The sequence below is a fragment of the Specibacter cremeus genome, from assembly GCF_003946885.1.
Taxonomy (GTDB): domain Bacteria; phylum Actinomycetota; class Actinomycetes; order Actinomycetales; family Micrococcaceae; genus Specibacter; species Specibacter cremeus.
Map to the genome: position 1 here is coordinate 1 of NZ_RWKQ01000058.1, position 26,281 is coordinate 26,281.

General features: G+C 67.1%; 23 protein-coding genes. 12 read left to right on the plus strand and 11 right to left on the minus strand.

Annotation, left to right across the window (positions count from 1 at the left end; all coding sequences use genetic code 11):
• Positions 1–138 precede the first annotated feature (138 nt).
• Positions 139–3,309 carry an AAA family ATPase gene (locus EJC77_RS17970; RefSeq protein WP_205787477.1) on the plus strand — a complete coding sequence of 1,057 codons (3,171 nt, stop codon included), beginning with the start codon at positions 139–141 and terminating at the stop codon, positions 3,307–3,309.
• A 120-nt stretch (positions 3,310–3,429) separates the two neighbouring features.
• On the opposite strand, the gene EJC77_RS17975 is transcribed toward EJC77_RS17970, so the two are convergent.
• The 4 genes from EJC77_RS17975 to EJC77_RS17985 all read right to left on the minus strand — a co-directional run bounded on the left by EJC77_RS17975 (position 3,430) and on the right by EJC77_RS17985 (position 8,371).
• Entirely contained in the window at positions 3,430–4,464 is a 1,035-nt protein-coding gene (locus EJC77_RS17975) for an LLM class flavin-dependent oxidoreductase (protein ID WP_240630354.1), read from the minus strand.
• A 17-nt stretch (positions 4,465–4,481) separates the two neighbouring features.
• Positions 4,482–4,622, minus strand: a complete 141-nt coding sequence (locus EJC77_RS20520; RefSeq protein WP_164520481.1) for a hypothetical protein — start codon at positions 4,620–4,622, stop codon at positions 4,482–4,484.
• Between the two features lie 186 nt (positions 4,623–4,808).
• Positions 4,809–6,554: an ABC transporter ATP-binding protein gene (locus EJC77_RS17980; RefSeq protein WP_125615917.1), complete on the minus strand. Its 1,746-nt coding sequence runs from the start codon at positions 6,552–6,554 to the stop codon at positions 4,809–4,811.
• A complete protein-coding gene (locus EJC77_RS17985) occupies positions 6,554–8,371 on the minus strand; it encodes an ABC transporter ATP-binding protein (RefSeq protein WP_125615920.1) in 1,818 nt (605 codons plus the stop codon). The genes EJC77_RS17980 and EJC77_RS17985 overlap by 1 nt, the downstream gene beginning before the upstream one ends.
• A gap of 290 nt (positions 8,372–8,661) precedes the next feature.
• Here EJC77_RS17985 and EJC77_RS17990 point away from each other — a divergent pair, with 290 nt between their 5' ends.
• The 8 genes from EJC77_RS17990 (at position 8,662) to EJC77_RS18025 (ending at position 16,810) form a co-directional block, all read left to right on the plus strand.
• A complete protein-coding gene (locus tag EJC77_RS17990) occupies positions 8,662–9,627 on the plus strand; it encodes a sugar-binding transcriptional regulator (RefSeq protein WP_125615924.1) in 966 nt (321 codons plus the stop codon).
• A gap of 698 nt (positions 9,628–10,325) precedes the next feature.
• Positions 10,326–11,276 (plus strand): ABC transporter ATP-binding protein, encoded by a 951-nt coding sequence (locus EJC77_RS17995; RefSeq protein WP_125615926.1) that lies wholly within the window; start codon positions 10,326–10,328, stop codon positions 11,274–11,276.
• A 2-nt stretch (positions 11,277–11,278) separates the two neighbouring features.
• Complete coding sequence (locus tag EJC77_RS18000) at positions 11,279–12,037, plus strand: ABC transporter permease (RefSeq protein WP_125615929.1); 759 nt, start codon at positions 11,279–11,281, stop codon at positions 12,035–12,037.
• 66 nt (positions 12,038–12,103) lie between these two features.
• A complete protein-coding gene (locus EJC77_RS18005) occupies positions 12,104–13,270 on the plus strand; it encodes a sensor histidine kinase (RefSeq protein ID WP_125615933.1) in 1,167 nt (388 codons plus the stop codon).
• Positions 13,267–13,935 (plus strand): response regulator transcription factor, encoded by a 669-nt coding sequence (locus EJC77_RS18010; RefSeq protein WP_125615936.1) that lies wholly within the window; start codon positions 13,267–13,269, stop codon positions 13,933–13,935. Before EJC77_RS18005 ends, EJC77_RS18010 begins: the two co-directional genes overlap by 4 nt.
• Positions 13,936–13,969: 34 nt before the next feature.
• Positions 13,970–15,652, plus strand: a complete 1,683-nt coding sequence (locus EJC77_RS18015; protein WP_125615939.1) for an ABC-F family ATP-binding cassette domain-containing protein — start codon at positions 13,970–13,972, stop codon at positions 15,650–15,652.
• 72 nt (positions 15,653–15,724) lie between these two features.
• Positions 15,725–16,186 (plus strand): hypothetical protein, encoded by a 462-nt coding sequence (locus EJC77_RS18020; protein ID WP_125615942.1) that lies wholly within the window; start codon positions 15,725–15,727, stop codon positions 16,184–16,186.
• Positions 16,187–16,357: 171 nt separating this feature from the next.
• The gene (locus EJC77_RS18025) at positions 16,358–16,810 is read left to right on the plus strand and encodes a UPF0158 family protein (RefSeq protein WP_164520482.1); all 453 of its coding nucleotides are present in this window, start codon (positions 16,358–16,360) and stop codon (positions 16,808–16,810) included.
• 108 nt (positions 16,811–16,918) lie between these two features.
• Here the strand turns inward: EJC77_RS18025 and EJC77_RS18030 are convergent, their stop codons facing one another.
• The 3 genes from EJC77_RS18030 to EJC77_RS18040 form a co-directional block, all read right to left on the minus strand.
• Complete coding sequence (locus tag EJC77_RS18030; protein WP_125615948.1) at positions 16,919–17,692, minus strand: TM2 domain-containing protein; 774 nt, start codon at positions 17,690–17,692, stop codon at positions 16,919–16,921.
• Positions 17,693–17,769: 77 nt separating this feature from the next.
• Entirely contained in the window at positions 17,770–18,429 is a 660-nt protein-coding gene (locus EJC77_RS18035) for a hypothetical protein (RefSeq protein ID WP_125615951.1), read from the minus strand.
• A 26-nt stretch (positions 18,430–18,455) separates the two neighbouring features.
• Positions 18,456–18,950 (minus strand): hypothetical protein, encoded by a 495-nt coding sequence (locus EJC77_RS18040; RefSeq protein WP_125615954.1) that lies wholly within the window; start codon positions 18,948–18,950, stop codon positions 18,456–18,458.
• A gap of 266 nt (positions 18,951–19,216) precedes the next feature.
• Between EJC77_RS18040 and EJC77_RS18045 the strand changes: the two genes are divergently transcribed.
• Genes EJC77_RS18045 through EJC77_RS18055 form a run of 3 tightly spaced genes read left to right on the plus strand, consistent with a single transcriptional unit; the run spans position 19,217 to position 24,257 of the window.
• Positions 19,217–21,313, plus strand: coding sequence for a hypothetical protein (locus EJC77_RS18045; RefSeq protein WP_240630355.1), 2,097 nt, complete (start codon positions 19,217–19,219; stop codon positions 21,311–21,313).
• Positions 21,314–21,369: 56 nt separating this feature from the next.
• Positions 21,370–23,064, plus strand: a complete 1,695-nt coding sequence (locus EJC77_RS18050; RefSeq protein ID WP_125615973.1) for a class I SAM-dependent DNA methyltransferase — start codon at positions 21,370–21,372, stop codon at positions 23,062–23,064.
• Entirely contained in the window at positions 23,061–24,257 is a 1,197-nt protein-coding gene (locus EJC77_RS18055; RefSeq protein ID WP_125615957.1) for a restriction endonuclease subunit S, read from the plus strand. Before EJC77_RS18050 ends, EJC77_RS18055 begins: the two co-directional genes overlap by 4 nt.
• Before the next feature lie 161 nt (positions 24,258–24,418).
• On the opposite strand, the gene EJC77_RS18060 is transcribed toward EJC77_RS18055, so the two are convergent.
• From EJC77_RS18060 to EJC77_RS20525, 4 genes are all read right to left on the minus strand, one after another.
• Positions 24,419–24,835, minus strand: a complete 417-nt coding sequence (locus EJC77_RS18060; RefSeq protein WP_125615960.1) for a hypothetical protein — start codon at positions 24,833–24,835, stop codon at positions 24,419–24,421.
• A complete protein-coding gene (locus EJC77_RS18065; RefSeq protein WP_125615963.1) occupies positions 24,832–25,230 on the minus strand; it encodes a helix-turn-helix domain-containing protein in 399 nt (132 codons plus the stop codon). The genes EJC77_RS18060 and EJC77_RS18065 overlap by 4 nt, the downstream gene beginning before the upstream one ends.
• Positions 25,231–25,248: 18 nt before the next feature.
• The gene (locus tag EJC77_RS18070; protein WP_125615966.1) at positions 25,249–25,509 is read right to left on the minus strand and encodes a hypothetical protein; all 261 of its coding nucleotides are present in this window, start codon (positions 25,507–25,509) and stop codon (positions 25,249–25,251) included.
• Positions 25,510–25,686: 177 nt separating this feature from the next.
• Complete coding sequence (locus EJC77_RS20525; protein ID WP_164520484.1) at positions 25,687–25,848, minus strand: hypothetical protein; 162 nt, start codon at positions 25,846–25,848, stop codon at positions 25,687–25,689.
• Positions 25,849–26,281 lie beyond the last annotated feature (433 nt).

The window sequence follows — 26,281 nt, forward strand, 5'->3', positions numbered from 1 at the left end:
CCATTATCCCAGGAAAGCCGCCATTCCGCACTCAGACCCACCGATTCTTGATCTCGATTCTGGACGTTCTGAATAACCCTCATGGGGTCTTTTACGATCAGCGGGCACTGCACCTTCACGAATCTGACGGTTCGGGCGATGCCATACAAGAATGCATTCTTCGTCAAATCCCCCCACGACATGGCTACGCTCTCAAGCTGCATCGTGCACGGGGAGCCTGGCGCCAAATACCCGGCTATCTGGTGCGAGGGCGGCACGCTCGTGCTCAATCAGGTCACCGCACTGTCTGACCCTGAGCAGTACGCCATACAAATCACCGAAAACGCGAAGCTGCATGCAACTGCTTCACACCTGGGCACGTTGCGTGTTGACGCTGCGAAAGCAGACTTGATTGACTCGGCGACGAGTTACCTCCATCTCACTGATGGCGCACGCGTCAGTACCTTTGGCGCGCATCGGGGCTTCTCCCTGCCAGGGATGAGAGTGTTTAGCGTTTCAGGCCGCTCGGTGTCCCATTTCTCACGGCTGGTGCTTGGTGGCGGGTACGAGGAAGGATTCGCGCAGGACAGCATCATCCACATCGATAACCTCTCGCAAGAAGACAACGGATCCTTCTCCGTGATGACAAAAGATGGTGCCCGGGTCATCACCGCAAGCTCGGCCGTTGACGTTGTTGACCGTGATGCAAAACCAAGCGAACCTGCACCCCCGGCCGGCCCCAAGACGATCCACTGGCAGGTTCAGCAGGCGCACGAGTTCAGCACCAAGATTGCGCCGTTGGTAGATCCCGGTGACACCATAGTCCTGGAAGAAGGTGACTACACCCTGGACGACGTCGAGTGCCTGTTCCTCGGTGCAAATCTCACGGGTCAGGGGCAGCGCCTAACAAGGCTCCACGGCACAATTGCCGGCATCGCTTCGGGTAAAGCCACAGTGAGCAACCTCACGATTTGCGCGCCAGGTGCTGAGCGGCATGCGGTCCGCGCCGACCAAAGCGGGGCTCAACTAACGCTCGAAAACGTCACTCTACAGTCCGCCACGAATTCGCAGGCTCCCGCACTTTTCGCATCCGCCGGGGCAGTGCGCCTGAAAGGATGCGAAGTGGCTGCCTCGTCTGGTGGGGCTGGCACCCTAGGCCAGGTGTGGGTCGTTGCCAATACGCAATTTGAAGCCCAGAAAAGTGACCTCGGCTGGTTCTATGCTGAACGTGGGGCACAAACCACCCTCTCTGACTGCACTTCATACAAGCTCAGCGCTGACTCCGGTGCGACAATCAACGCGATCGACAGGCATCACATACTCGCCAATGAATGTGATCAGTACGAGTTGTGGGTAGGAAACGGTGGGGTGCTCAAGATTCAAGATCTCACCACCTCTTCGAACGGGCTTTGCGCCCGGCTTGAGGGCGGTGCCATTACCCTCGCAGACTTCGGCTCCGTTGAGGGTGAAACGTTCACTGTACACAAGGTTCACGGCGAAGTAGGCGGCATCGATCCGGGCGCATACGACCTGTATGAGCATGATGAAAACGGTGATCTCGTGCTGGTGCACGAGGCGGCAAGAGGCCAGACCACTCAGCAACAGGGGGATGATGGACTCCAGCAGCCGTCATCCGCTGGCTCAAATGACTACCCCGTTTTCACGTCTGGTTCAAGTCGCCCCGGCGCATCCGACGGCGACAGCCCCGCCCCCCTCGCTGAATTGAACGCACTTGTTGGCCTCGGGAAAGTCAAGCTGCAGGTGCAGGGTTTTGTGAACACGGTGAAACTGCGGCAAAAGCGCGCAGACCTTGGACTCCCGGCGGAGGACGAGTTCACGCTTCACAGCATGTTTCTTGGCAACCCAGGCACCGGCAAGACCACGGTCGCCCGCCTGATCGGAAAAGCCATGTATCAGGCTGGCGTAGTGGAGAACGACAGTTTCGTCGAGGCGGGGCGCGCCCAGCTTGTCAGCGCGAATATTGGTGGCACCGCAAAGCAGACCCGCACGTTGCTTGAGAGTGGGCGCGGCGGCGTGATCTTCATCGATGAGGCGTACTCTCTGGCGAGCGAAGACTCGGCCGGGTTCGCTGAGGAAGCGGTGACTGAGATCCTTGCCTTCATGGAGAACCACCGCGGAGACACAATGGTTATTCTCGCGGGCTATAACGACAAAATGCATGAGCTGCTGGCGGTGAATGAAGGGTTGAAGTCACGCATCAAGCACCGCTTTGACTTCGAAGACTACTCGCCTGCAGAAATTGCAGAGATCGGGTTGAACGAACTTGCCCGCGGCCAGTACACAGTGAGTGAGGAAATGTACCGCCGCATCATCGGCACCGCTTATGCGCAGAGCCCAGATCGCAGCAATGCCAGGTGGGTGAGGAACTTCAATCAAGATCTGCGTGCCACGCAGGGCGAGCGGGTGATCCTCATCGATGACCCCACCAGGGATAACCTCATTTCCATTCTTGTCGAGGATCTCCATGCGATCGCTGGGGGCGCCCCCGAGTCACGCGAGACAAAACTCGCTGAAAACCTTGCCGAACTCGATGCCATGATTGGTCTCGCGAAGGTGAAAGAGTGGGTACGTTCGCTCGCAGACCAAGCCACCGTGAACCAGCGCATGATCGAGTTCGACGGTGCGACGGACCGCCCGAACTACCATGTGGCGTTTACCGGAAACCCCGGTACCGGCAAGACCACGGTCGCGCGGATTATCGCCGAAATCTTCCATTCTCTCGGGATTCTCGCCACGCCGGCCGTGGAGAGCATCAGTGCAAGCCAATTGATTGGCAAATACCTGGGACATTCAACCCACAATACGAACAAAGCCTTTGATGCCGCGATGGGCGGTGTTCTGTTCATCGATGAGGCACACCAGTTGCGAACCAAGAAGCATACCAACAACGCTTTGCGGCAAGAGGTTGTCGATGCGATGATCACCCGCTTGGAGGATGACCGTGACAAGTTCGTCGCAGTCTTCGCCGGGTATACCGATCAAATGCATGAATTCTTCGAGTCTGATCCGGGCCTGAAATCGCGCATCCCTGCTGAAATCGAATTTCCTGATTACACCTCTGCAGAGGTTGCAGAGATTGCGGCTGCCGTGCTCTCAAAGAAGTGGCAATTCAATGGCCCACTCTTCACCGCGATAGCAGTCGCCACCTACGATTCGCTGCCGGCGACAGAACGGAGCAATGGCCGCTGGGCCCGCACCTTTACAGAGAAAGTTATTGCACGGCACAACACGTACTTGGTCAACAATGACGTGCACGGTGAGGACATGAAGCGCATCCAAGACGAAGTACTGCGAGAATTCGCGCCGTAGTACGATACTCACGCTGTCGGGGTCCCGGCGGCGAACACGGGCTTGGTGTCCATGGCCGGGTGCCGCCGTCGTACCTTTGATGTACGACGGTGGCACCCGGCTTTTCGGGGCACAGTTGCATTAGGCGGTGGCCGGCTCCCAGCCGATCGCCGGGGCGATGTGCGCGGCGATGTTGGCCAGCATCTTCACGTTGTAGTCGACGCCCAGCTGGTTCGGCACCGTGAGCATGAGCGTGTCGGCGGCCCGGACGGCCTCATCGGCGGCCAGTTCGCGGGCCAGCACGTCCGGTTCGCCGATGTAGCTCTTGCCGAAGCGGGACACGAATCCGTCGATCACGCCCACCTGGTCCTGCGCGTCCGCCTGGCCGCGGAGCCCGAAGTACATCCTGTCCTCGTCGTCGACGAGGGGGATCACGCTGCGGCTGACCGAAACCCGGGGCTCAAAGGAGTGCCCGGCCTCCCGCCAGGCCTCCCGGAACAGGCCGATCTGCTCGGCCTGCAACTGGTCGAACGGGACGCCGGTGTCCTCGGTGAGCAGCGTCGAACTCATCAGGTTCATGCCCTTCCCGGCCGCCCACACGGCCGTCTGGCGGGAACCGGCCCCCCACCAGATCCGCCGATCCAGCCCGGGCGATTGGGGGTGCACGGGCAGCAGCGCCGCGCCGTCGCCCAGGTGAATGTGCGGCGCCGGACGCGCCACCCCGGCCCCGGAGATCGCGCGGCGGAAGATTTCGGTGTGCCGGCGGGCCATGTCCGCGTCGCTCTCGCCGTCCGCCGGCACGTGGCCGAACACGGCGGCGCCGTTCAGCGCCGGTTCGGGCGAACCGCGGCTGATGCCCAGCTGTAGCCGGCCGCCGCTGATCAGGTCGGTGGCCGCGGCCGTTTCGGCCATGTACAGCGGGTTCTCGTACCGCATGTCGATGACGCCCGTGCCGATCTCGATCCGGCTGGTGCGCGCGGCGATGGCCGCCATCAGCGGGAACGGGGAGGCCTGTTGGCGGGCGAAGTGGTGGACCCGGAAGAAGGCCCCGTTGACGCCGAGCTCCTCCGCGGCGACGGCCAGGTCGATTCCCTGCAGCAGGGAATCGCCGGCCGTCCGGGCCCGGGAACCGCGTCCCGGGCCCCAGTGGCCGAACGACAGGAAGGCTATGCGCACGGACGGGCCCCGGGCCGTCAGTGGCGCTTGATGTGCGCCACGGGATCGGCATGGTCGGCCGCCTCGTCCTTGGCCTTCTTCTCGGCCCGGCGCGCCTTGATGGCGGCGCCCTTGTCTATCTTCTTGTGTTCGTGGTGGTGCGGACTCTTGTCAGGCATGACTTCCTCCATTGCCGTTGGACGGTCCGGGCCGGTAACGCCCGAACCTCCCCCACTTCGTAGGTTACGCCCGGCGTCTCCGGTGGTCGAGGTCGTCGACGCCCCGGGGTCTCGACAAGCTCGACCACCGGTGATTGAGCTTGTCGAAATCACCGGTCTCGACAAGCTCAACCACCGGCGACGGGGTCAGGCGTCCTGCCGCCAGGAATGCCACAGCGCCGCATATGCGCCGTCGCGGTCCAGCAGCTCGGTGTGGGAGCCGAGCTCCGTGATCTTGCCGCGTTCGACGACGGCGACGCGGTCGGCGTCGTGCGCCGTGTGCAGCCGGTGCGCAATGGCGACGACGGTCCGGCCGGCCAGCACGGCGCTGAGCGAGGACTCGAGGTCGCGGGCGGCCTGCGGGTCGATCAGCGACGTCGCCTCGTCCAGCACCAGCGTGTGCGGGTCGGCCAGCACCAGCCGCGCCAGGGCCAGCTCCTGCGCCTGCGCGGGCGTCAGGTTGTGGGCACCCGAACCGACCTCGGTGGCCAGCCCGTCCGGCAACGCGCGCACCCACGCCAGCGCGCCGACGTCGTCCAGGGCGGCGAGGATTTGCGCATCGGTGGCGCCGGCCTTGCCCAGCCGCACGTTGTCGGCCAGCGTGCCGACGAACACGTGGTGTTCCTGCGTCACCAGGGCCACCTCGCCGCGCAGCTCGTCCAGCGGCCGGTCCACCAACGGCACACCGCCCACCCTCACGGCGCCGGCCGTGGGTGCATGGATGCCGGCGATCAACCGGCCCAGCGTCGATTTGCCCGCGCCGGAAGGGCCCACCATGGCCAGCCGCTCCCCCGGCACCAGCTCCAGGTCGATGCCGTGCAGCACGTCGTGCCCCTCGCGGTACGCGTAACGGGCCCGTTCGACGACGATGTCCTCGCCGGCCGGCACGGCGTCCGTGGCCGTCCGGTCGGCGCGGACGTCGCGGATGCCCCAGATGCGGGCCAGCGACGACGCGCCCACCTGGATCTCGTCGATCCACATGATGAGCAGGTCCACCGGGTCGATGATCTGCACGGCGTACAGCGCCACGGTGGCGACCATGCCGGCCGTGACCGTGCCGGTCGACGCCAGCCAGCCACCCCACAGCAACACGGCGGCCACGGGCAGCCAGAACGAGAACTCGGCCGCCGGGAACAGCACGGAGCGCAGCCGCAGCGTGTACCTTTCGGCCTCGAAGCTGCCACGCAGGGCCGCGTCGATCCGGGCCCGGCGGTGCCGGCCCAGGCCCAGCGCGTCGACGGTGCGGGCGCCCTCGATCGTCTCCGTGATGGCGCCGTTGAGCACCGCGTAGCTTTCCCGTTCACGCAGGTACCCGGCCGTGGCACGGCGCAGGTACCAGCGGGTCACCGGCACCAGCAGCGGCAGCCCGACCAGCAGGCCGAGCGCCAGGACGGGGCTGGCGACGACGGCGGCCGCCGCCGTCAGCACGATCGTCGCCACCGAGACGAGCACCTGGGGCACGCCGAAACGAACCGTGTAGGAGACGGCATCGACATCGTTGGTGGTGCGCGAGACCAGGTCGCCGGTGCCGGCCTTCTCCACGGTCGACAGCGGCAGACTCGTCACCTGCTCCATGAACTCCTCGCGCAGCTGGGCGAACACCTTCTCGCCGAGCACCATGCCGCGGCGCTGGGCCAGCCGGGACAGGACAGTCTGGACCAGCACGAACCCCACCAGCGCCGCCGCCAGCGAGCTGACGAACCCGGCCGTGGTGCCCCGCGTGACGGCGTCGACGAGCCGGCCCAGCAGGAACGGGCCGGCCAGCCCGGCCACGGCGGCCAGGATATGCAGGCCCACCACCAGGGCCAGCGGACCGCGGTGCATGCGGATCAGGCGCAGGCTCTGCGCCTTGACCATGGCCGGATCGGCCACCGGCAGCTTGTTGTCGGCCATCAGGTGCTCCTTCCCGAAGTCACGGAATCAGTTTCCTCGCCACGGCCGGTGCCAACGCCGGTGCCCCGATCGGCACCAAGATCACCGTCGAGGTCGGCGCCGCGGATGACCACGGCGCGGTAGGCGGGCACGGTGGCCAGCAGTTCGTGGTGCGTGCCGGTGGCGGCCAGCCGGCCGCCGTCCAGGAACAGTACGGTGTCCATGGCGCCGAGCATCAGCGGGCTGGCCGTCACCACCACCGTGGTCCGCCCGGGGTCGGTGCCGCGGCGCGCGTGCAGGTTCGCCGCGATCCGCGCCTCGGTGTGCGCGTCGACGGCGCTGGTCGGCTCGATCAGCACCAGCACCTCCGCCTCGGTCAGCACGGCGCGGGCCAACGCCAGGCGCTGGCGCTGCCCGCCGGAGAAGCCGCGGCCCTTCTCCGCAACCTCGTCGTCGAGCCCGTCTTCCAGCCCGTCAAACACGTCGTCGACGCTGGCGACGTCGATCGCGGCCAGGATGGCCGCGTCGTCGTGGCGGCCGGCCGGGTCCAGTTCCTCGCGCAGCGTCCCGGTGAACAGCTGCGGTTCGACGTCGGAGACGACGATCCGCGAGCGCACCTCGGCCAACGGGGCCAGGTGCAGCGGGATGCGACCCCAGCGCACCGGGGCGGCCCGCAGGTTCTCGTCCTCGAACCGGCCCAGCCGGCGGGCCAGGCCGGCTGAGGCGGCGGGGTCGGCGGACACGATGCCCGTCATGCCGCCGGGCTGGACAGCCACGCCGGTGGTCGAATCGACCAGGGCTGAGGGGCCGTCCGGGGCCGGCCGGCGCGGGTCGTCGTCGCTGACCGCGGACGGCGTCGAGAGCACGTTGATGATCTTGCGGGCGCCGACGTGGGCGCGGATGAATCGGGACACGGCGTCGGAGGCGTTGCGGATCGGCGAGACCAGGAACACGGCGAACCCGTACAGGGCCACCAGCTGGCCGGCCTCGATCTGCCCGCCGACGGCCTGCAACGCGCCGACCCACGTGAACGCGATGCTGAACACGCCCACGATGAGCACCTGCACGGCGTCCAGGTCGGCCAGCGAGTACGCCACCTGGTTCCCGGCCAGCTGTGTTTCGCGGGACCGCTCCCGGTACCGTTGCACGAAGATGTGCTCGCCGCCGATGCCGCGCAGCACGCGCAGCCCGGCCACGGTGTCCGCGCCGAGCGCCGTCATCTTGCCGGCCGCCTCGCGCTGCTCACGCTGCCTGGCCTGCAACGGCTTGATCACGAACAGCAGCAGGGCCCCGCACAGCGGCACACCCAGCAGCACCACCAGGCCCAATTGCCAGGAGATGCCGAACACCAGGACGGAGACCACCAGGTAGCCGACGATCGACCCGGCCAGCCGTGCGGAGACGTCGAAGATCTCGCCGATGCGCATGGCGTCGGAGGCGGTGGTCGAGACGACCTCGCCGGTGGAGAACTTCTGCGGCAGGGCGTCGCCGCTGCGCGTGACCTTGTGCCCCACGAGCTGTGCGGACCGGAACGCGGCCTGCATCCAGTTGCTCACGGCCATCCGGTGCCGCAGCACCGAGGACCCGGCCTGGACGATGGTCAGCCCCACCAGCACCGCCGCCCAGTACAGCAGCCGGCCCGAGTCGCGGGCCACGATGCCCTGGTCGACGGCCCGTCCCAGCGCATACGGGATCAGGGCCAGCGCCACGGTCCAGACGGACCCGTAGAGGATGCCAAGGGCCAGGGTGCCGCGCTGGCCGCGGGCGAGCCACAGCAGGTAGCGGGTCGGGGAACGGAGGTCTGGTTTGCCGGGATCGGGGAACGGAAAAGCGCGCACAATGGCCTTCTGGAAGTTGGTGGTTGGTGTGCAAGGAGTCGGACATGGGGGTTCAACGCCTGCGTGCGGCGCGTCGGTAACCGACGGGCACTCTCAGGCGGAACGGGGGCCGGGGCTCAATTCAGTGACAACACACTAACTGAGCGTAGTCGAATATTCGTCCCCATGGAAGGGCTCGCGAGACGAACGACGCCGGCGGGCCGGGTCGGTCGCGCGGGCGCCGGTCCCCGGCACCCGTCTCATAAGATGGGAGTGGAGCGAACGACCTGGGGGTGAAGGAGGATGGTCCCGTGGCCTTGGATGACGCGGCCCGTCACGACCTGCTGGTCCAGCGCGTGGCACACCGCTACTACATCGGCGGCGCCAACCAGGGCGAGATCGCCGGCGCCGAGAACCTGTCACGGGCCAGCGTGTCCCGGCTGCTGGCCGAGGCGAAGCGTCGCGGGGTAGTGCAGATCCACATCGGGCCGCCCGTCGACCGGATGCCGGCGCTGGAGAAGACCATGCGCGAGCGCTTCGACCTGGTGGACTGCGTGATCGCCATGGACCGGCCGCGCTCGCTGTATGCGAAAAACAACCGGCTCGGCTATGTGGCCGCCCGATACCTGGAAAGCCACCTGGACGGCGTGCGCCAGCTGGGCGTCGCGGCCAGCCGGACACTGTCGTCCGTGGCGAAGGCCCTGGGACCGGGCTCGAATCCGGAGCTGACGGTGATCGACCTGCTCGCCTGCCCGTCCCGTCTGGACCGCTCGGGTGACGAACGCATCCATGTGGGCGAGCACATCGCCCAGCAGCTGGGCGCCGGGTTCATCCCGCTGCCGGCGAACTTCATGTTCCGCGACCCGGCGCTGCGGGACCGGGCGATGGCCATCCCGGAGGTGGGCGAATCGCTGGCCCTGGGAGTGCAGAGCGACCTGGCGCTGCTGGGGCTCGGATCCATGCAACGATTCGACGGGACGGGCACGTACAGTCCGCTGTCACCGTCGGCGCTGGCCGAGCTGGAGTCACGCGGGGCCGCCGCACACCTGTGCGGGCACTTCTTCGACGCCGACGGGCGCCCGATGGCCTCCGAACTGTCCGAGCGGCTGATCGGCATCACGCTGCCGGACCTGCTGAGGATCCCGCGCCGGCTCATGGTGACGGCCGGACCGGCCAAGGTTGTGCCGTTGGCCGCCGCCATCCGCGGACGGTACGTAAACGAACTCGTCACCGAGGAGGCGACCGCGCGGGCGCTGCTCGAGCACGTCGGCGGTTGAGCGACCCCGGTGATTGAGCGACCCCGGTGATTGAGCTTGTCGAAATCACCGAGGGTCTCGCTCCCCAGCCGCTCCCCACCCTCGCAAGCTCGGGCGGGGCCCCTCGCGGCCGTGGGCCCAGGCTCGACCACCGGCNGCGTACGCCGCCGTGTGGCCGCCTTCCTAGGCTGGCTGCATGGAACTGAGGTGGATGCGGACTTCCGCCGCCATGACACGCGGGTTCCGGTGGTCCTCGCACCCGCCGGCGTTGTTCCCGCGTCAGGTAGGCGTGGCTCCCGTGCTGACCAGCGCCCCGATCGGGTCGGTCAGCGCTTCGGCGGCGACGGCCACGGCCAGGGCTGGGAACAGCTGCCCAGCAGCCCACGGCCCGGTGGCAATACCGCACGGAAATCCAAGCCTGGCGGTTCCAATGCGACGGGCGGTTCCGCCGGCGGGTTCCCGGTCCGCGGCGGCTCGATCGGGCCGGGTTCGTGTGGTTCGTTCATGTTTTCCCCCTTGCATACCGTGCGCTTCCCAACGGTGCAAGTGCTGGGTGACGCTGAACATCCATTGCACCACGGGCCACCGACAAACCAGTCCGGATGAGCGCCCCTACGCCCGACGGCGTAGAACCGGCGCGCAAAAACACGCCGGATGCGGTAGCGCCGGCGCCCTCAGGGACGACGACGGCGGCGTTGCCGCCGGCCCACACTGGTGGCATGACTTACACGAACCAGTCTCAAGTGACGACGCCCCCTCACACCAGGGCGCCACACACCAAACCCTCCGCCGGCGCAATCGCGCTTGACTCGGTCAGCAAGAGTTACGGCCCGGTGCATGCCGTGCGGGACCTCAGCCTGGAGATCAGCCCCGGCGAAACGGTGGCCCTGCTGGGCCCCAACGGGGCGGGCAAGAGCACCACGATCGGGATGCTGCTCGGCCTGGTGGCCGCCGATGCCGGCAAGGTCACCGTCTGCGGGCGGCAACCCCGGCTGGCCGTGGCCCACGGGAGGATCGCCGCCATGCTCCAGGACGCCGGACTCATGCCGGGGGTACGGGTCCGGGAGATCGTGGGACTGGCCGCCAGCCTGTATCCGGCACCCATGCCGGTGGGCCAGGCACTGTCCCTGGCCGGGCTGTCGGACGTGGCAAAACGGCGCGTGGACCGGCTCTCCGGCGGCCAGGCCCAGCGGGTGCGGTTCGCGATGGCCGCCGTGGCGAACCCGGAGATTCTTGTCCTGGACGAGCCCACCCGGGCGCTCGACGTGGCCGGACGGACGGAATTCTGGCAGGCCATGCAGGCCTATTCCGCCTCCGGGCGAACGCTGGTCTTCGCCACCCACTACCTGGACGAGGTCAGCGGAAACGCGAGCCGCGTCGTCGTCCTGATGCATGGCCAGGTGGTCGCCGATGGGGTCCCGGAGGAGGTCAGCAAGCTGGCCGGGGCCAGCACCATCCGGTTCACCGCCGATGCACGGCCGCCGCAGCTGGGCACCCTCCCCGGCGTGAGCGGCGTCTCCTGGCGGCACAATCGGGCCAGCCTGCGCACGGCGGAACCGGATACGACACTCCGGGCCCTGATGGCCCTGGACCTCGGCTGGCGCGACATCGAAATCACGCCCCCCAGTCTCAACGATTCATTTCTTATGCTCACCCAGGAAGGGTCCTGACCATGTCCTACCTTCGCCTCGAAATTGTCCGGATGCTGCGCGACCCCAAGTACCTAGCGCTCGCCGTCGGGGCCCCCATCGGCTTCTACCTCCTCTTTGCCACCCTGTTCGGCGGCTCGCCGGCCCAGCCCGGACAGCTCAAGGGCACCGTGGAGATCATGGTGGCCATGGCCGCCTACGGGGCCATCTGGGCCGTACTGTCCACCACCGCCCCGCGGATCGCCGAGGAACGCCAGATCGGCTGGCTCGAGCAGGTCCGGGCCATGCCCATACCGCCCCGGCGGGTGCTGGCCGCGAAGGTGATTGCCAGCGCCGCCACGGCGTTGCCGGCCATCATACTGGTCTGCCTGACTGCCGCCACGGTCAAGGGCGTCCAGCTCTCGGCGGGGCAGTGGACGGCCCTGGTCGCGGCCATGTGGGCCGGAAGCGCCGTCTTTGCCGCGCTGGGCATCGCGATCGGCTACACGATCGGGGCGGACGCCGCCTACCCCGTCAGCTACGGCCTCTACATGGCGATGTCCGCGATCGGCGGACTCTGGGTGCCGCCGGCCATCCTGCCCGAGGCCATGAGAAACGTCGCGCAGGCCCTGCCCACGTACCGCCTCGCCGACCTGGGCTGGAAGATCGCCGCCGGGCAGGCACCCACCGGGGCAAGCGTGCTCGTCCTGCTGGCGTGGGCGGTCGGGCTGTCCCTGGTCGCCTACCTGGCCATCCTGCGGCCGCGCGTGCGAGTGCGCACCAGGCACCCCGCCGCCGCCTGAGCCGCACCCGCCCGGACCTGCCGCCGCACCCGCGCCGGCAGGTCCGGGCGTGTGTAAGATCGTGGTGTGTTGGGCGCACAGTCGGCGTTGACGCAATGGCTACGCACCGAGGAATTCAAGGTCGAGTTGCTGTTGGCCGGCTCGGTGGCCTTTGTGGTGAGCATCGGCGTGTGGATCGAGCTGGCCTACGACGAGATCCGCCCACCGGCCGGGTTCCCCGCCTACGCCATCGGACTCGCCGCGTCGGCCGTGCTGGTGTTCCGGCGTCGTCGCCCGGTCCTCGTCTCCGTCGTCGTGCTGGTGCTGGTCCTCGTCTACCGCCTGCTGGGCTACCCGGGGGAGGCGCCCGCCGTCGTCTTTTTCGTGGCGTTCTACTCGGTCACGGCCCACGGCTCAGGTGCCCGATCGCTGCTGGTCGGGCTGGCCTTGCCCGTGGCGGCGGAACTCCTGCTGGTCATCCCGCCCTATCCCCAGCCCTGGTATTCGCCCGCGGTTCTCGCCCCCAGCGTCTGCATGGCCTCGGCGGTGATCCTCGGCGCGGCGGCCCGGCAACGGCGGCTGGCGGCGGAATCCGCGCTGGCACAATCCGCCGCCGACGCCGAGGCGCGGCTGCGCGACGCCCTGGCCCAGGAACGCCTCCGCATCGCCAGGGACCTCCACGACGTCCTGGCCCACACGCTCTCGGTGATCGCCGTGCAGACCGGGGTGGCCCTGGACTCGCTGCCCGGCAGCCCGGACCAGGCACGCAAGGCCATGCTGACGGTCCGCTCGCTCGTCCGGGAGGCGACACCGCAGCTGCATTCCTCACTGGGCGCCCTGCGCGGCGAGGCGGAGCCGCCACAGCTGGCCCCCCAGCCCGGCCTGGCCCAGCTGCCGGGCGTCGCCGAGCAGGCGCGGGCCGCGGGGCTGCGCGTCGAGCTGGTCCTGCCCCAGGATTTTTCGGCCGTCTCGCCGTTCGTCCAGCTCACCGCCTACCGGGTGGTGACCGAGGCCCTGACGAATGTGCTCCGGCACGCCGACGCCACCAGCGCGACCGCATCGGTCAGCTTGGCGGAGGGCACGCTGGTGATCGACGTGTGCGACGACGGGACGTCGCCGGGCCCGGCGGCCGGGGGCCTTGGCCTGGCCGGCATGCGCGAACGCGTGTCCCTGGCGGACGGCACGGTGCAGGCGGGCCCGGACCCGGCCGGCGGGTTCCGCGTGCTGGCGCGCATTCCGGCGGGCCGGCCGTGACGATCCGCATCGTGCTGGCCGACGACCAGCCGCTGATCCGGGAGGGGTTCCGGGCGATCCTGGAACGGAACCCGGACTTCCGGGTGGTCGGCGAGGCCGCCGACGGGGTGGAGGCGGTGTCCATGACGCGCCGGGTCCGGCCGGACATCGTGCTCATGGACATCCGCATGCCCGGGCTGGACGGCATCGCCGCCGCCGGGCAGATCTGCTCCGACCCTGCATTGTCCGCGTGCCGGGTCATCATCGTCACCACCTTTGAAATCGACGAATACGTGTACGCGGCCCTGCGGGCGGGCGCCAGCGGGTTCCTGCTCAAGAGCCTCGAGCCGGACGAGCTGCGCCGGGCGGTCGCGGTCGTGGCCGCCGGGGAGGCACTGCTGGCCCCAAGCGTCACCCGGCGCCTGATCGAGCAGTTCGCGGGCCGCCCCGGCCGCTCCCCCGGGTACGGGCACAAGCTCGGGTTCCTCACGGACCGCGAACGCGAGGTGGTGGGCCTGGTGGGCACGGGGCTGAGCAATGCCGAGATCGCATCCCGGCTGGGCATCAGCCCCACCACGGCGAAAACCCATGTCTCCCGGGCCATGCTGAAGCTTGACGCCCGCGACCGGGCGCAGCTGGTGGTGTTCGCCTACGACTCGGGGCTCGTCGCGGCCCCGGGGCCGTGACGGGGGCACCGCCGTCGTTCCTTAAAATGGAGCCATGACCGCAACGCTCGTGGCCAAGGACCTTTCCGGAGGCCACGCCCATCGCACCCTGTTCGCCAATCTCAACCTGACCGTCTCCCCCGGGGACGTGGTGGGTGTGGTGGGCGCGAACGGGGCCGGAAAATCCACCCTCCTCAAGCTGCTGGCCGGCGCCGACAAGCCGCAGGCCGGCATCGTCAGCACCGCCCCGCAGGACGCGTTCATCGGCTGGCTGCCGCAGGAGCACGAGCGCGTCGACGGCGAAACCATCGCCGCCTACATCGGCCGCCGCACGGGTGCCACGGACGCCACCCACGCCATGGAATCCTCCGCGGCGGCGTTGGGCTCCGGCAAGGCGGAGGATGGGGACCGCTACGCGACCGCCCTGGACCACTGGCTGGCCTGCGGGGCGGCGGACCTGGACGAAAGAATTCCCGTGACGCTGGGCGAACTTGGCCTGGACGTCGGCCCGGATGCGCTGATGACGGGCCTGTCCGGCGGCCAGGCGGCCCGCGTGGCGTTGGCCGCGCTGTTGCTGAGCCGGTTCGACGTCGTGCTGCTCGACGAACCCACGAACGACCTGGACCTGGCCGGGTTGGCCCGCCTGGAGGAGTTCGTCACCGGCCTGCGCGGCGGCGTGGTGCTCGTGTCCCATGACCGCGAGTTCCTGGCCCGCTGCGTCACCACGGTCGTGGAGCTGGACTTGGCGCAGAACAAGGTGGCGGTCTACGACGGCGGCTACGACGCGTTCCTCGAGGAGCGTGCCATCGCCCGACGGCACGCGCGCGAGGCGTACGAGGAGTTCGCGGACAAGAAGGCCGACCTCGTCGCCCGCGCCCGCACGCAACGCGAATGGAGTTCGCAGGGCGTCCGGAACGCCATGAGGAAGAACCCCGACAACGACAAGATCCGCCGCAAGGCCAGCGCCGAATCCTCCGAGAAGCAGGCGCAGAAGGTCCGCCAGATGGAGTCCCGCATCGCCCGGCTGGAGGAGGTGGCGGAGCCGCGCAAGGAGTGGGCGCTGCAGTTCAGCATCGGCGCCGCCCCGCGGTCGAGTTCCGTGGTCGCCACGCTCAACCAGGCCGTGGTCCGGCACGACGGTTTCACGCTCGGCCCGGTCTCGGTGCAGGTCAACGCCGGCGAGCGCATCGGCATCACCGGCCCCAACGGCGCCGGGAAGTCGACGCTGCTGCGGCTCCTGTTGGGCCGCCAGGAACCGGACGACGGCGGCGCCTCGCTGGGTGCCAGCGTCGCCGTCGGCGAGATCGACCAGACCCGCAGCCAATTCAACCCGGCGGTGCCGCTCGGCGAGGCGTTCGAGGCGCTCGTCCCGGACATGGTCCAGGCCGAGGTGCGCACCCTGCTGGCCAAGTTCGGCCTCAAGGCCGACCAGGTCACGAGCGCCGTGGGCAGCCTGTCCCCCGGCGAGCGCACCCGCGCGTCGCTGGCCCTGCTGCAGGCCCGGGGCGTGAACGTGCTGGTGTTGGACGAGCCGACGAACCACCTCGATTTGCCGGCCATCGAACAGTTGGAGGAGGCGCTGGACAGCTACGACGGGACCCTGCTGCTGGTCTCCCACGACCGGCGCCTGCTGGAGAACGTGCGGCTGGACACGCGCTGGGCCGTCGAGAACGGCGCCGTCACGATCCATGCGGGCGCCCCGGCGCTGCGCGGGATCCGGTCCGCCGGGGGCTCTTGACAAGCCCCTTGACAAGCGGGGAGCCAAGGCGCATTCTAAAAATATAAATCATGTTTTTAGAAGGAGAACACCATGGCCGCCAATGTCGCCCCCGCCCCCGCAAGCGGTTGGGCAAGTCACGCACTCCACAGGGCCCAGGCCGAGCCCGCGTACGGGGCGTTCCTGTTGTTGTGGATCGGTTTCATGGCGATCCCGATCATTTTCGGCCTGGACAAGTTCTTCAACCTCCTGACCAACTGGGAAGGCTACCTGGCCCCGTGGCTGGTCGGCATTTCCCCACTCAGCGCCCACGCGATGATGCTGGTCGTCGGCGTCGTGGAGATCTGCGCCGGCATCATGGTGGCACTGCGCCCCCGCTACGCCGCCTACATCGTGGCCCTGTGGCTGGCCGGAATCATCATCAACCTGCTGACGTACTCCGGATTCTACGATGTGGCCCTGCGGGACTTCGGCCTGCTGGTCGCCGCGCTGGCGCTGGCAGTCCTGGCCCGCACCTACACCAAGCCCGGCATTCGTCACGGCGGCATGAAGTAGCGCCGGCCCGGTCGAGCCGCAGGCCACCGCCCAACTCTGGGCGGTGGCCTGCGGCTCGCGCCTTCCTATTGCCTGACGGGCCGGGGCGCGCAAAAATGGGAAATGGACAGCGGGTGCCTGTTCAATGTTGCGGCTGGAGGCGTTCCCATGCTCCCCTTGAATGCCATTGACATGGACACGCTTGTGATGGCCCTTGAAAACCACTATTTGGACTACGACACGTTCTTCTGGCTGGACCCCTCCACGGGCGAAATCGCGCTCTGGGGCGAGGAAGCCGCCGACGAGGCCGAGGCGGAAGGATGGGACGTGGACGAGCGCGGCGGCATCCGGATCGAAGCCGTGGATTCCTCGGAGGGGTTCCGCGACATGGAGGATTTCATCGCCGGCGTGACCGAACCCATGTGCCGCAACCGCCTCCAACAGGCAATCAACCACAGCAGCCCGTTCCGGCATTTCAAGGACGCGCTGTATTCGTTCCCCAAGCATCAAACCGCCTGGTATGAATTCCACGACGGCCTCATGAAGCAGCGCGCCATCAGGTGGCTGGCCGAATGGGGCGTGGTGGACCAGGCGGAAGCCGACGCGGCCATCCGGGCACTCCAGGCACTCCGGGACACCCCGTAAGACATGCGTTTGATTCCTCGATAAGTGTGGGTGCGCCTTGGCAACACCCACACTTATCGAGGAATCAATGTCCGGCAAATCACAGTCCGGCGCGGGACGGATCGAGGACTACTTCTTCTCCTCGATCGTGACCGTCCAGGAATCGATGTTCGCGGCACGCACATCGAGGAAGTATTTGCCCGGCTTCTTGTGCAGCGCGGTCGTGTTCTTGCCCGGCTCGGACAGCATCAGCACCGGGATTCCACCGTCGGTGGCGATGTCCGTGCCCTCGGGCTCAAGGTAGACGGCGACGACGGCCATGTTGCCGGGCGCGCCCTTGAAGTCATACGTCAGCCGGGCCTCCGCGCCCGTCAGTTCGAAGACCTGGCTGGCCGTGTCGGCCGTCCCGTTCAGGGCCACCACCTCGGTCCACTTCGTGGCCGCGGCTTCCTTCGCGGGCGCTTTGTCGGACGGAGCGGTCGGAACCGCCGGGGCGGCCGCGACGGTCGGCGCCACCACACCGGCTTCCGGCGACGTGCCGCCGGCCGAGGCGGATGCGCCGGCCGTCGCACTGGTCACGGCGCCAATCACGACGAGGACGGCGGTCACGATCCATGCGGCGACCTTGCCCTTGGCGTACCCGGCCAGCGGACCGCCGCCCTTGTCCCGCTGCTTGCCGGCCAGCGTGATGATGAGGTCGGCCAGGGCCCAGACGCCCAGCCCGCCGAGCGTGACCAGCTTCAACACTCCAGTGCCGACCTTGCCCAGGTAGAACCGGTCCACGCCGAGGCCGCCGAGGAACAGGGACAGCAGCCAGGTCACGATGAACGACTTGGTGCCTTCCATGGAGGCCGGCGCGGCCGGATATTGCTGCGGAGCCGGGGCAAATGCGTTGTGCGTCATGATGTTTCCTTTCGTCGGCGCGACCGGGCGGCCGCGCGAATGTCTTGGGGTACCGCGTCCAAGGCGAGTGGACGAAGCTACTGCTTCTCCCACGTGCCACAGCGCGAAGACTTGAAGTCCTGGCCCGCGGCCAGCGTCACGGAGGGCCGTCCGCCGCCGGGAATGTCGTTGTTGATGATGTCGGCGCCGTTGCTGCCGCTGGCATAGATCCCCCAGTAGCACGTCGCCCCGACGTCCGCCGTGGTCCGGTACGTCCCCGGCGCAATGTCGACCCCGACCACCCAGGTGCCGTCGCCCACCGTGTTGGCCGCCTTGGCCTTCTCGGCGCCGGTCACGGCGTCCTCGCGCTTCTTGACCGCGGCCTCGGCCGTCTTGACCTCCGCCTCATGCTTGTCGGCCGCGACAGACTTGGCGTCGGCGGCAGCCTCTCGGGACGTGACCTCGCCCCGCAGCGTCTCCAACTCCCCCTGGACCGTGGTCAGGTTGCCGGCCATGCGCTTGACGTCGACGGCGGAGGAGTCGGCGTCGGCCACGGCCACCTTGTAGGCGTCGCTGGCTGTCGGGTCCGCGACGGCGGTGCCGGTCCACAGCCCGCCACCGAAGAGCACGACGGCGGCAATCGCCACCGCGGTCATCTTGCCGCCGCGACGGCGCGGGGCCTTGGCCGGTCCGGTCTCGAGCGGCGGTTCGTCCGCCGGGTCCGATCCCGCCGGCGGTGGGGTTTCGATGCTGTCCATGGTTTCTCCTGCAAGATCGGTCGCCGCTAACCGGCGGCGGTTTCAATAACGACGTTGAATCCGTTGTCCGGGTGGTAGGTCCAGCTCGCGGACAACCCGGACCACGTTCCGGTCTGCGTGCCGTCCAGTGCCCGGGTCGAGTCCATGCGGGCGATGACCCCCTGCGGGGTGCCCAGCTCTCGCAGCACACAGGCCAGCGCGGACGCGTCGGCGCCGGACTTCTTCTTCCCGGAGGTGTGCACCTCCAGGCTCTTGCCGCCGTCCATGACGGTGACACCGGCCGCCGTGTCGAGGTCGCAGGCCGTCACGGCGGCGACGATCGGATGGCTGACGGGCGCCGTCGACGATGTGGCGGCCTCGGCGGCTTCCGATGCCCCGCCTCCCCCGATCTGGCCGAGCAGCAGGCCGGCAAGCAGCCCGACGCCGAACCCGCCGGCACCGAACACCAGGTGTTTGCGGCTCTTCAAGCCGTCCTTGTCCGTGGCCCGTTGGGGGACGTCGCCGTCCTGTGGTGCCGGCATGTCCATGATTGCTCCTGAGACTCGGTGCGAATGAGATCTGGCGGACCGGGTGGCCCACGGATGGTGGGCCGGGGTCGCCCCCAGCAGCCGGTCCCGACCCTTCATCCGCTACCAGCCCGGCCCCTCCGAGCTGATGGAACGACACTACGAAGACGTCAGTCCAGAAGTTGAATTACGACTTGATAATGGGGATTATCAGAAGATTATGAATTGGATACGGTTTTAACCGTAGGCTGTACCCACCAGCTCAGGGAGAGGAGGTCCGCGTGGCCGCCACGGCACCACCAGCCAAACCGGCCCTGCGGATCACCCTGTCCGATGTCGCCCACCTGGCGCGGGTGCAACGCCCCGTCGTGTCGATGTGGCGGGCGCGCAGCAAGAACACGAGCACGCCTTTTCCGGCCGCCGTGGACACCACGGGAACGCAGGAGCTCTTCGACGCGGACCGGATCGTCGACTGGCTGGCCGCGACGGGCCGCGGCAACAACCCGCACGCCGCCGAGGATGCCGCGGTATTCGCCACGCTGTCCGGTCCGTACGCGAAGCGCACGCACTTCACCGGCCTCACGGCGTTGCTGACGCTGCGCTGCCTGACGGATGCGCCCCTCGGCGGCCAATCCAGCAACGACCTCCTGGACAGCGCCGACGAGCTCGACCCGGACGACGCCTTCCTGTTCAGCGAAATCGACGGCCTCGGCGCCAATCTCGTGCCGCTGGCCCTCTACACCGACCTGCTCACCGAGGCCGCCTATAGCGCGGATGCCGCGTTCGAACAACTCCTGGCCGACCGTTTCCGCGCCGGCGCCAGCGCGCAGTCCCGGACGGCCCTGACGGACGAGGCCATCGACCTGGTCGCCGCAACGGCCGTCGAGCTGGCCGCGGCAAGCGACCGCCCGCCGGTGTTCATGGACGACGGCGGCAGCGACTTCCTGCCCCGAGTCGCCGACATGGTGGGCGAGTCAGCGGCGGCCACGCTGTGTGTCGGCACCGACGACGGCGACGGCGCCGCCCGGTTGGCCCGCCGCCGGCTGGTGGTGCAGGGGTTGTCCCGGGAGAATCTGCGGGTCGTCGACACTGTGGTCGACACCGTGCCCGCCGCCGGCGACACGGGCATGACGGTCAGGGTGGCGCAGTTCCCCTCGCCGGCACGTCCCGACATGTCCGCTGCCGACATCGTCACGGCCATTGACGACATCGTTCTCGGGATGGACCGCTCCCATGCCGGCGTGGTCCTGGCGCCGGCCGCGTTCCTGACCGATTCCCTGGCCGGTTCGCTAGCTGCTTCGGAGCTCGCCGGAATCCGTGCGGACGTGTTGCGGTCGGGCCGGGTGCGGGCCATCGTGCGGCTGCCCCAGGGACTGCTCAAGGCCAAGCCGCGGCAGGCGCAGGCCTTGTGGGTGCTCGGACCGTCCTACCGGGACGTGCCCATTGCCGACCGTTGGACCATGGTGGCGGACCTGACCGGCCATGTTCTCTCCGAAGACATCCGGCAGGATCTGGTGAGTGACCTGGCCGCCTCAATGGGCGGCCGCGAATCGGTCCGGGCCCACGCCTTCCGCTTCGCCCGGCTAGTCCTGACCAGGTCGCTGCTGGCCGGTTCGGCGGCGCTGACCGCGGCCGCCATTCGTCGGCCGCCGGCTGCTGTGCCGGTGGCCCCGGCGAGCGCACCGGCGGTCGACCTGATCCGGGCCGAACAATGGCTGGGTGCCCTCAACGAAGCGGGGCAATCGAACCTGTCCATGACGCTGGCGCCTGCCTCGCATCCCGCCCTGGCACCGGAAACGGTTGGGTCCCTGATGCGGGCCGGCTTCCTGAAGTACGCGCCGGGACACCGGTTGGCGGACGCCGATCTTGAGCCCGAGGTGCCCGGCCGCGCCCAGTTCCCGGTGATCGGGGTGGCGGAGCTCGGCGGTGCGCGCCCGGCCGGAACCCGCCGGATCGGCCAGCTCGCCTTTGCCCGGGACTACCCGCACGGCCGACTGACGGAGCCCGGCGACGTCGTGTTCTGTACCGGAGCGCAACCTGCCGCCATCGTCGATGAGGCGGGCGCCGCCGTCGTGCTTTATCCGGCGCGCATCCTGCGCATCAACGCCACGGATCCGGGCGGGCTGGTGGCGCAGGTGCTGGCTCAGGACATCCGGGCGGCCCCGGCGGGGAGCTGGAAACAGTGGCCGCTGCGGCGCGTTCCGGAGGACCTGCGGGTGCCGCTGGCACGTGCGTTGGCCGAGGTGGCGCGCGAGCGTCGGAGGGCCGCGATACGGTTGTCCCGGCTGGATGCGCTGGCGGGGATGCTCGCCGGCGGGGTGGCGCACGGCAGTTTTGGGATTGGGGATTTGGGCATGACAACGGAGGGAACCAGCTAGTGGCCGGTCGGAAAGACGCAGTGAAGAAGGCGAAGGTGGACGCGCTGCCGTCGACCATGAAGGAACTGAAGGACACGCTGTGGAAGGCCGCGGACAAGCTGCGCGGGTCCATGGACGCGTCCCAGTACAAGGATGTGATCCTGGGCCTGGTGTTCCTGAAGTACGTGTCCGACGCGTTCGATGAGCGGCGCGGGCAGATCCGGGACGAGCTGGCGGCCGACGGGTTGAACGAGGAGCAGATCGGGCAGCTGATCGACGACCTCGACGAGTACACCGGCCGCGGCGTGTTCTGGGTGCCGGAGAAGGCGCGGTGGGGGTACCTGGCCGCCCATGCGAAGGGGCTGGCAGCGGCGGGCGGGGAGCCGGCGAAGAGCATCGGCGAGCTGATCGACGAGGCCATGGACTGGATCATGGGCACCAACCCGTCCCTGGCCACGACGCTGCCGAAGATCTTCAACCGGGACAGCGTGGACCAGCGCCGGCTGGGCGAGCTGCTGGACCTGTTCAACTCGGCGAAGTTCACCGGGCAGGGCGCCACGCGGGCCCGCGACCTGCTGGGCGAGGTGTACGAGTACTTCCTGGAGAAGTTCGCCCGCGCCGAGGGCAAGCGCGGCGGCGAGTTCTACACGCCGGCCGGCGTGGTGCGCGTGCTGGTGGAGGTGCTGGAGCCGACGAAGGGCCGCGTGTACGACCCGTGCTGCGGGTCGGGCGGCATGTTCGTGCAGACGGAGAAGTTCCTGGACGCGCACCACGAGGACCGCACCGCGATCTCCGTGTACGGGCAGGAATTGAACGAGCGCACGTGGCGGATGGCGAAGATGAACCTGGCCATCCACGGGCTGAACGCGAACCTGGCCTCTCGCTGGGGCGACACGTTCGCCCGGGACCAGCACCCGGACCTGCAGGCCGACTTCATCATGGCCAACCCGCCGTTCAACATCAAGGACTGGGCCCGGTCAGAATCCGATCCGCGTTGGAAGTACGGCGTGCCGCCGGCCGGGAACGCGAACTACGCGTGGATCCAGCACATCATCTCGAAGCTGGCCCCGGGCGGGCAGGCGGGCGTGGTGATGGCAAACGGGTCGATGTCGTCGAACTCCGGCGGCGAGGGCGAGATCCGGGCGCAGCTGGTGGAGGCGGACCTGGTCTCCTGCATGATCGCGCTGCCGACGCAGCTGTTCCGGTCCACCGGCATCCCCGTGTGCACGTGGTTCTTCGCGAAGGATAAGTCTGCCGGCGCTCACGGTTCTGTTGACCGGACAGGGCAGGTGCTGTTCATCGACGCGCGGAACCTGGGCCACATGGTGGACCGCGCCGAGCGGGCGTTGAGCGACGAGGACATTGCCAAGATTGCGGGCACATTCCACGCCTGGCGCGGTACGTCGTCGGTGGTCGAGCTTGTCGAGACCAAAGAGCCTGTCGAAACCCCGGTGGTCGAGCCTGTCGAAACCACCCCGGCGGTCGAGCCTGTCGAGACCAAAAAGCCTGTCGAAACCCCGGTGGTTGAGCCTGTCGAAACCAAGGTCTACGCCGACATCCCCGGCTTCTGCTACTCGGCCACCCTCGCCGAGATCAAGGCCGCCGACTACGCCCTGACCCCCGGCCGTTACGTCGGCGCCGCAGAGGTGGAGGACGACGGCGAGCCGATCGAGGACAAGATCGCCCGACTGTCTGCCGAGTTGTTCGTGCAATTCGACGAATCCGAGCGATTGGCCGCTGTTGTCCGGGAGCAGTTGGGGAGGGTTTCGTGAGCGAATGGCAGTCGAGTAGCATCGGGCGACTCGTTGCAGCTGGCGCTTTAGAATTTGGCGACGGGTATCGCACAAAACGGAGTGAACACGGTCTGCCCGGATATCGAATAATCCGAGTGGCCGACGTTATGGACAACAAGGTCAACTTTGACGGTCAGGACTTTGTAGCCGAGGATTTTGGAAAAGCTATTGGTTCGAAGTCCGGTCAACCGGGAGACATCCTACTCACCACTAAGGGAACCGTCGGGCGGGTAGCCGTCATGCCGAAAACTGGCGAGCGCGTCGTCTATAGCCCACAGCTATGCTATTTCCGTGTCAGCAATGCAGAGATAATCGACCCTCGATTCCTTCGCTTTTGGTTCAACAGCCCGGAGTTTTGGGGCCAAGCTGCCGACCGAATGAACAACACTGACATGGCCGCATATATCAATATGGCCGATATCCGATCTCTCAAAATATCTCTGCCCGACGTCGAGAAGCAACGTGCCATCGCCGAAATCCTCGGCGCCCTCGACGACAAGATCGCCGCCAACACCAAGGTCGCCTCCGCCGCTGATGAGTACATCCGAACGATTTTGATCCAGCTAAATCTGGGAGCAACTGAGTCGATTGCCATTGGCAAACTCGTCTCCAACCGCAAAGACCTTGCCGATCCAAACCATCTCGAACCCGACTTGAACTATCTAGGACTAGAGCACCTGCCGCGGCGGTCCATGTGGGCCAACGCTTCGGGATCGGCGGTATCAGTCACGAGTACGAAGGCCAGATTTGATTCTGGAGACATTCTCTTTGGCAAACTGCGACCCTACTTCCACAAGGTCGTTGTCGCTCCGTCAAGCGGCGTCTGTTCGACAGACATTCTGACTCTCACGCCCGTCTCCAATGAACTAGCAGGTTTCGCCCTGGCAAGCGTTGCCAGCGACTATGTGGTTGAGCGCGCAACAGCCGCCAGCGAGGGGACTCGAATGCCTCGTACAAGTTGGAAAGATCTTGCAGCCATTGAGGTTACTTGGCCTGGCAGGGAGCGGGCCAAAGCGTTCAGCAAGAATGTGTCAGACCTGCGCCTAGCCGTTGAAAGCCTGTACCGAGAAAGCACGACGCTGGCCGCCACCCGTGACGCGCTCCTCCCCCAGCTGATGTCCGGCAAGCTGCGCGTCAAGGACGCCGAGACGCTGGTGTCGGCCGTCATCTGACCAATGGTGGGTACATGGTGCAACGGCGTTGCACCATGTACCCACCACCTAATTTTGCAAGCATCGCTTGAAAAATTGGCTCCACGACGCTGTGTCGAATGCAATAGATCGTTTGTGAACGTGTCACGCGCTGGACGCCGTCTTCGGGTCCGGGTGGGAAGTCAGTGCGCTTCTTCCGAGTCATCCTCGGGAAACGGTGCAACGGTAGCGGGCGGCATGTAGTCAGGCAGCGCCAAAGCCTCCTTGGTCAGCGAGATGGACACGGAGGCAGCCGCCCTCGCCGACTGATACAGGGCCTCGCAGGCATCGGATACCGCGAAAATCTCCGCAAACTGGGCGCTGTCATACGGAATTCCTGTATCCACGACGATCGCTCCGACGGAGACGGTCACCTGTACTCCATCGCCGGCGCCGTGCAACCATCCCATAACGTAGCGGATACCCTCGTCTGCATCTTTTTCGCCGAAGGAGACTTCCCACATGATTTCGTGCGCTGTCTCGTCACCGACATGGACATCGGCCGCAACAACTCGGTGGTCCACAGTGAGAAACGGGTGGGTGCCCGGCAGCTCACTCATCTCGTCGACCCCATCGCGTCCATGAGCCGTCGCTCTGTAAAGCGAGTCGACTCTACCGGATGCCAACGGCGTGAACGAAGAATGCGATACTGCTCCATGTACACGATGCGCCCGCGTTCACGATCCTGGTGCCGATGAACGCGCGCAGACCGAAGCTCCAGGCTCGCGCCCAAGACGTGCAGCGTCTTGGCGAGACTTCTGACGGTGATGTTTCGTTCCCCGGCGAGCCGGGCGGTGACCTCGCTCTTGCTGACTCCCAAAGCCCGGGCGAGATCACTCTTGGACATCCCGGAGCGATCCAGCGCATCCGCGATGAGTTCACTGGCGTCGACCATGGCGGACTCTTCGGCATACGCCAGCGCATAGTCGGCATCACTAGTGTTGAAGATTCCCATGACGTTGTCTCTCCCCTGCTAAGCGCATTCTCTGTAGATATCCAGGGCCTTATCAATCTCGGCGCCGACTCGGTTGTCCTTCGGCTTCTCCCGCCCGTGGGTCACGAACCAGTAGATGCCGTGGTTTACGACATAGAGACGGTACTTGTCGACCTTCAGCTCAGCGACGACCAGCCCGTCCGCCTCGCGCCGAAGCGTCCGGTAGTTCTCCGGCGACTTGATCGGGGTTCCATCTCGGAGGTACTCCAGATACCGCTGATACCTGGCTTGGAATCGCACTTGAAGACTCTGGATGAATTCAACCGAATCACACCTCCCGGACGGCCGGACCAACCCAAGCACTGTACTGCAGTCGTCCAGCAGCTCGATTGGACCGCTTGGGCGTTCAGTCATAACTGAACCAGTTCCTGAAATCTATCAGAAGGAGCATGCCTAAATCTAGCCCGAACGCCCACCTCAAGCGCCAGCTTCCTTGACCAAGGTGCCGCTGTCCGCCCCCGTCGAGAGCGTCCACGCATCGCGAAGCCACGACTTCACGAGCAGGTCGTCAGCCCGGACCAGACACCGAAGATCGGCGCGGGTGAAGTCTGCGATCTCGGCATTGTTCTCTGCGGTCACTCGAACTCGCCCCTCGCGAATGAACCACACACTGCAACCATCACCGCGTCCCCGACGAGTTCCTGGGCAGCCTGGCGATGAGTTGCTCTACATCAGCCGAAGCGCCCGCCGCACTTTCGACCACCGGCCAGAGCATGTGGTCACGATGCAGAGAGTAGATCTTGACCCCCGGCCCGTCTGACAGCGTCAATCCAACGCGTTCCGTACGCCAATGGGCTCGTTGGTACTCCCGAGGGGACTTGTGCAACCTCGTTGATCCGACGCCCGGCCAAGCCCTCCGGGACCGCTGACGGCGTGTGCAGCACCCGGGCCGAGTTCCGACCGAAAAGATCATAAGCTGGATGAAACAAGACCATGAGGGTTATTCAGAACGTTTGTCGGTAGAATTCCAGTCCGATGACGGCTGCGATGGTGTCCGCGAAGGTGTTGTAGG